This window comes from Candidatus Neomarinimicrobiota bacterium (assembly GCA_041862535.1).
In the GTDB taxonomy this organism is placed as follows: Bacteria; Fidelibacterota; Marinisomatia; order SCGC-AAA003-L08; family TS1B11.
The window spans coordinates 1-4,994 of record JBGVTM010000327.1 but is presented as its reverse complement, the minus strand read 5'-3'; the positions used below and the strand labels follow the sequence as shown (position 1 = coordinate 4,994).

At 55.8% G+C, this 4,994-nt stretch carries 4 protein-coding genes; 3 read left to right on the top strand and 1 reads right to left on the bottom strand.

All coding sequences use genetic code 11. From position 1 onward, the window contains the following. Positions 1–87: 87 nt before the first annotated feature. Positions 88–2,160, bottom strand: a complete 2,073-nt coding sequence (locus ACETWG_11720; protein MFB0517254.1) for an OPT family oligopeptide transporter — start codon at positions 2,158–2,160, stop codon at positions 88–90. 232 nt (positions 2,161–2,392) lie between these two features. On the opposite strand from ACETWG_11720, the gene ACETWG_11715 reads away from it, so the two are divergent. The 3 genes from ACETWG_11715 to ACETWG_11705 all read left to right on the top strand — a co-directional run. After that, positions 2,393–4,072 (top strand): ribulokinase, encoded by a 1,680-nt coding sequence (locus tag ACETWG_11715; protein ID MFB0517253.1) that lies wholly within the window; start codon positions 2,393–2,395, stop codon positions 4,070–4,072. Next, the gene (araD, locus tag ACETWG_11710; protein ID MFB0517252.1) at positions 4,065–4,766 is read left to right on the top strand and encodes an L-ribulose-5-phosphate 4-epimerase AraD; all 702 of its coding nucleotides are present in this window, start codon (positions 4,065–4,067) and stop codon (positions 4,764–4,766) included. The genes ACETWG_11715 and araD overlap by 8 nt, the downstream gene beginning before the upstream one ends. 10 nt (positions 4,767–4,776) lie before the next feature. Beyond that, positions 4,777–4,994: fucose isomerase (locus ACETWG_11705; GenBank protein MFB0517251.1), on the top strand; the 218-nt coding region annotated here is incomplete at its 3' end.

Below are 4,994 nucleotides of genomic sequence, written 5' to 3'. Positions count from 1 at the left end.
TCTGGATAATATTGCTGGAGTAAGGATGAGCCTGAAAGCATTTAGCTTGAGGCGCTGAAACTCAAATTCCTTTGGCCGGGTTGCGGATCAGGCCTGGCGGCGGCCTTTGATGTAAACGGTCATAATGCCCAGGAGTGCCGCGATGGTGAGCAGCGCCAGCGCCTCGGCAGCGGGCTCAGGGAGTTTCAGCGGGAAGCCCTCGATCCTCTGGCCGCCCCGGACTCCCACCCATAGGGCCAGCAAGACTCCGGTCAGTCCCCCGCCTCCGACGAGACCCGACCCGAACAACACCCCTTGTTCGCGGCGCCGCTCGGCTTCAGCCGCCGGTCGTGCTCGCGTCAGCAGGTAACGCATGAGACCGCCCAGAAATACAGCCGCCATCGTGGATAGAGGGAGATAGACACCGACGGCGAAGGCGAGTACCGGGATCTTGAACATGGCCGCCACGAGCCCTATGCCGATACCGATGAAGATCAGCACCCAGGGCAGGTTTTGGTCCAACACTCCGTCGATAACCAGCTTCATCAACACGGCCTGAGGCGCTGGCAGTTCCTCACCTCCCAGTCCGCCTTCTACGGTCTGATGCAGTAGCATCACGACCAGACAAACGACCCCGGCTGAGGTGATCACGCCGACCAGTTCACCGATCTGCTGCCGCCGCGGTGTTGCCCCCAGGATGAATCCGGTCTTGAGATCCTGGGACGTGTCGCCGGCAATGGAGGCAGCAATGCAGACCGCGGTTCCCACCATTAAGGCCGTAGCCTTTCCTGCGAGATCCGTCCAGCCCAGCAGGAAAAAGACCAGGCTGGTGCCGAGCAAGGTGGCGATGGTCATGCCCGAGGTGGGATTGGAGGTGACACCAACCAGCCCGACGATCCGGGAGCTGACGGTGACGAAGAAAAAGGCGAAGATGGCGATCAGCAGGGAAGCCGCTGCCCGAACCGGTATGGAGTCGAGGTATCCCAGAATGCCGGGCACGAGCGTAAGGACTAGCAGGATGGCCCCGATAAAGACCAGCACTGTCTTGAATGAAAGGTCGCGGTCGGTCCGTTCTGCAATTGTTACTTCAATGCGCGCCGCAATCTGCTTCAGACCGAGCCTGAAGGATTCGACCATGGTGGGGACCGACCTGATCAGGGTGATGATTCCCCCTGTAGCGACTGCCCCCGCACCGATGTAACGCACATACCGGTTCCAGATCTCGCCGGCGGACATATCCCGGATCAGTTTCTCGGTTTCGGGAAATAGCGGCGCGGTCAAGCCGGTGCCCCACCAGTTGATCAGCGGAATAATGACCAAGGCCGAAAGCGCCCCGCCGGCCACCATCACCGTGGCGATCCGGATGCCCAGAATGTAGCCCACGCCGATCAGGGGCGGCGAGACACTCACGGCGATGTTAGCCTTGAAGCCGAGCGCCAGCTGGAAGGTGTCCTGAACGAACTTGAAGCCGTCGGTGATGAGCTTGAACAACATCCCCACGCCGATGCCCCAGAACACGCCCGACGCTTGCTTACCGCCTTCCTCTGAGGCGACCAGGACCTCGGCGCAGGCCATTCCCTCGGGGTACGGCAGCTTGCCATGCTCGCGCTTGATCAGATAACGGCGCAGCGGGATCATGGCCAGCACGCCGATCAATCCGCCGCACATCGCCAGCAGGGTGATCTGCCGCCACGCCGGATTCATTCCCCAGATGAACAGGGCCGGAATGGTGAACAGCACACCGGAGGCTACCGAAGAGCTGGCTGAGCCGATGGTCTGCGACATGTTGCACTCCAGGATGCTGTGCCGCAGTCCGAGACCTGAGAACAACCGGAAGGCCACTACGGTCAGCACGGCCACCGGGATGGAAGTACTGATGGTGAGTCCGGCCTTGAGCCCGAGGTAGGTATTGGCGGCGCCGAACACGATGCCTAACAGGATGCCGGCGAGCGCCGCCTTCAGGGTGAATTCGGTCAGGGTCTGACCGTGGGTGAACGGGACGTACTGTTCGCCTTCTTTCAGTTCGTAGGCTGTGGGGGGTAGCTTCTTTCCGGTCATGTGTATGTCATCAAAGAAATGGGCACCAGTGGGGCTAAAACTAAAAGGGACTTGCATCACTTCCAAGGGTTTGCTGGCCCCGGTGCCAGGACCGGGATGGCTATGGCTTATTGTTAGGGGCATCGTTGACAGATCCTGGTGCCGGGGTGGGGATTCCTACCCTGTTATGCGCGCAGCAAGGAACTGGCCTTGGCCTCAGCGACGCCTGAGCAGGTTGCCGGAGACCGGGCAGGTTGGAACAGATGGGATGTTTAAAATACAGCGATTGACCTGGGAATCATTGTAGCTTTCTATATCTATTTCTGGTAATGGAAACTGGATTACCAGTTGGGGATCCTGGAAAGAAAGGGCGGTTATGGCATCTACAATAGGCTTTGATTTTGGCACTAATTCTGTGCGGTGCTTGATTGTAGATGTTAACGATGGTGAAGAACTGGGCACGGCCGTGCATGTATATGAGACTGGGGAAGCCGGTATTATAACCGATCCCACCGATCATAATCTCGCCAGACAGAACCCGGCCGACTACCATACAGGCCTTGAGGCTGCCACTAAAGGGGCTCTCGCTCAGGCTGCCGTAAGGAACCTGAATTTTTCACCCGACGATATTATTGGCATCGGAGTTGATACCACCGGGTCTACACCCTTATCAGTTGATAGGAATGGCGTGCCTTTGAGCATGCACGAGCAGTTCAATGATAATCCCAACGCTCAGGCCTGGTTGTGGAAGGATCACACTTCCCATGCCGAAGCTGCGGAGATAACCGAATTAGCAGCCAGAGAGCATCCGGAATATCTGGCGAAGTGTGGCGGTATCTATTCTTCAGAGTGGTTCTTCAGTAAAATTCTCCATTGTCTGAGAGTGGATCCGGCAGTTTTTGCTGCTGCTTATACCTGGGTGGAGTGTTGTGATTATATCCCGGCGGTATTAACGGGAAATACTGTACCGGAAAAGATTAAACGCGGTCGCTGTGCGGCTGGCCATAAGGCGATGTTCAATAATGGCTGGGGCGGACTTCCGGCAAAGGAATTTCTTGCCAGACTCGATCCGCAGCTCGCTGCCCTGCGCGACCGGCTTTACGATGAATCCCATACGGTGGATATGCCGGCGGGCTTTCTCACGGATGAGTGGGCTCAGAATCTCGGACTGCGTCCCGGAATACCGGTGGCAATGGGCGCTTTTGACGCCCATCTGGGCGCGATCGGTGCCGGCGTCAAGCAAGGAACGCTGGTCAAAATCATCGGTACCAGCACCTGTGACGTGCTCGTTACTGCTGATTTGGAGGAAGATGTGCCCGGGATTTGCGGCATCGTTGACGGGTCCGTTTTGCCCGGGTTCTGGGGGCTGGAAGCCGGGCAATCTGCCGTCGGTGATATTTTTAACTGGTTTGTTAACTACGTTCAACCGGGTGGGAAGGACATCGGCTCCCACCAAGAGCTGACCAGAAAAGCCGCTGAACTGAAACCGGGACAATCAGGCCTGCTGGCCCTGGACTGGAACAATGGCAACCGGACCATTCTTGTTGACCAGAGGCTTACCGGATTACTGCTGGGGCAGACCTTGCATACCAAGCCCGAAGAGATCTACCGCGCATTGGTTGAAGCGACAGCCTTTGGAGCGCTGGCGATCATCAACCGTTTTGAAGAATACGGAGTGATGATTGAAGACATAGTGAGCTGTGGTGGAGTTACAGAGAAGAATGCGATGCTGATGCAGATCTATGCTGATGTGACGGGCAGGGAAATGAAGATTTCGAAATCGGCCCAGACCTGTGCCCTGGGAGCGGCCATAGCGGCGGCAGTCGTAGCTGGAAAAAATAAGGGTGGATTTGATGATTTTGAAGCAGCCCAATCGGCCATGTGTCATGTCAAAGAGGTCAGCTATAGCCCGATCCCGGGGAATCATGAGGTTTATAAAGCACTCTACCGATTATACAAGCAGCTTCACGATGCCTTCGGTCTGAAAGGTGGTCCCTGCGACCTTTCCAATGTAATGAAAGAACTTCTGGAGATTAAGGAGAGGGCGAATGCCTGAAAGGTACCAGAAACTCAGGGAAGAGGTGTGTGCTGCAAACCTTGAGCTGCAGAAACAGGGGCTCGTTATCCATAGCTGGGGGAATGTCAGTGGAATCACCGGCGAGAATGGCGTGGTTGCCATAAAACCAAGCGGTCTCTCCTATGATGATCTGACACCGGAGAAAATGGTACTGCTTGATCTGGAAGGACGGGTTCTCGAAGGGGAATTACGTCCCTCTTCGGATACGCCTGCACATCTCGAACTCTACCGGAATTTCGAGGGAATCGGTGGAGTGTGTCATACGCACTCCACCTATGCTACCATGTGGGCCCAGGCTTGCCGCGAGATACCATGTTATGGAACCACCCACGCCGATAATTACCACGGTCCGGTCCCGGTCACTGATGTCATGGAGGAGAACGAGGTCAAGCACGATTATGAGGTGAACACGGGCAAGGTGATCGTCCGGCGATTTGCTGATCTCAATCCACTGCTGCAACCGGCGGTGCTGGTGGCCAATCACGGACCATTCACTTGGGGAGCAAGTCCGGCGCAGGCTGTAGAAAACGCTGTGGTTCTCGAACAGGTTGCCAGGATGGCCTTCGGAACACTGTTGATTAATCCCGCGCAAGAGCCTATATCGAATAGTCTGCTCGATAAACACTTTCTCAGAAAGCACGGCAAGAATGCCTATTATGGACAAAAAGGATAGGAGTAACAAAATGGTAAAAGTCACTCTGGGTTTGATTGTTGGGAATCGTGGTTTCTTCCCCGATCATTTATGTAAAACAGGCCGCGAAACCATCCTGAAGCTGCTGAAGAATGAAGATATCAATACAGTGGCGCTCTCGCTTGAGGATACCAATCATGGGAGTGTCGAATCCCTCAAAGATGCCCACAAATGCGCCGAATTATTTAAGGAACATCGGGAACAGATCGA

Coding starts and splice junctions, on each gene's coding strand:
- ACETWG_11720 (MFB0517254.1), bottom strand. CDS start 2,160: ATGCCCCTAACAATAAGCCATAGCCATCCCGGTCCTGGCACCGGGGCC.
- ACETWG_11715 (MFB0517253.1), top strand. CDS start 2,393: ATGGCATCTACAATAGGCTTTGATTTTGGCACTAATTCTGTGCGGTGC.
- araD (MFB0517252.1), top strand. CDS start 4,065: ATGCCTGAAAGGTACCAGAAACTCAGGGAAGAGGTGTGTGCTGCAAAC.